This is a genomic window from Synechococcus sp. H55.10 (assembly GCF_047502715.1).
In the GTDB taxonomy this organism is placed as follows: Bacteria; Cyanobacteriota; Cyanobacteriia; order Thermostichales; family Thermostichaceae; genus Thermostichus.
Genome location: NZ_JANSJJ010000026.1, coordinates 1 through 1,325 on the forward strand (window position 1 = coordinate 1; position 1,325 = coordinate 1,325).

Consider the following 1,325-nt stretch of genomic DNA (forward strand, 5'->3'; position numbering starts at 1 on the left):
GCTTACAAGGTCTTAAGGTGTGAGAAACTTCCCTCCAAAACCCAGAGGCCTGGGCATTCTGGATTTCTTTAGCTACGGGTCTTGGGAGAGAAAAGCCCTTAGAATCTTGCGGTTTTGAGAGGTAACTGGCGGAGCTGCTCTGCAAGCTGCTCCAACTTGATACGAGCCAAGGCTAAGTTCCCATTTTCTAGATCCAACACTAGGTAAATAAACAACCCATGACTATTAACTAACCAGATCAGGTGATACTGTTCCTGGCAAACTACAATAATCTCCTTTAAACGTTGGGCCAGAGCCTCTGCAACCTTGAGCTTAGCGCGCAGCACCTCCGAGTTGCCGGCTATGGCAAGCGATAGGTCGCGCTCAGGCAAAGCAGAGACATCTGCAGACTTAGCTCCTAGGCATGTGCCGCTTCTCCAGTCGCCGACGGCAACACCTAGCGCACCGCCGAAAGTAAGAGCCTCCAGAAGAATCTTCTCCAGTGTCGGCATAGCCACATCCTCCCTCTTCCCTTGGCGGCACTGTTATTTGGGTACTTACCACTTACCGAGTAAGCAAGGTAGCCATCTATACCTTACCTCATTGCCTTTCTCCTGCCAAGTAGGAAAAGAGTGAGCCGCAAGGCCAAGCAAAAAAAGAAATTTAACCGCTTAAGTGAAGAAAGCAAAGCTCCTCATCTAGCTCTGCTCAAGCTTTCTAGCTACCTCAGTACCTGGTCTAGGCTAGAGCACTAGCTGTTCTGCCACTTGATCCAGCTTAATGCGAGCGAGAGCTAGGTTACCCTTTTCTCGATCCATAACAAGATAGAAAAAGAGTCCTCGGACAGACTTTACTACTCGAACGAGATGGTATTGCGTTTTTAGAACAACGAGAATCTCTTCGAGCTCATCCTTAATGCCTACAGACTCCAAAGTCCGGAACTTAGACCGAACAACCTCGGTCATACCTGCCACAGCTATCTCTAGATTCCGCTCAGGAAGGGCGGGAACGTTAGAGCCCTTGAAACCCAAGCACATGCCACTCTTCCAGTCACCAAGCGCAATGCCTATAGCTCCATCAATGGTTAGAGCAGTAGCCAAACTTTCCTGAACTTTCTGCACAGAACCCCTCCTGAACCAGAATACAAAAGTCTTCCTGGCTTTTGCCAGAAAGTATTATACCCACCGGCAGTTCTACCTTCTAGCGTATCATGTCAGATCTCTCCCCTGTCAACTCCTGTCCAGAGAGTTGGCTTACATACCTCGGGTTAGACCAGATCAAAGCAGTCGATTCGGACAAATGATGAACAAGACTATATTCAAGTATTCAGGTGGGATCCTATTTCG

General features: G+C 48.5%; 1 protein-coding gene. It reads right to left on the reverse strand.

The features are described from left to right. Positions 1-98 precede the first annotated feature (98 nt). Positions 99-491, reverse strand: a complete 393-nt coding sequence (locus NW858_RS02530; RefSeq protein WP_414347761.1) for a hypothetical protein — start codon at positions 489-491, stop codon at positions 99-101. Positions 492-1,325: the final 834 nt, after the last annotated feature.

Excerpts from the sequence above, each read along its gene's own strand:
- NW858_RS02530 (WP_414347761.1), bottom strand. The coding sequence starts at position 491 with ATGCCGACACTGGAGAAGATTCTTCTGGAGGCTCTTACTTTCGGCGGT.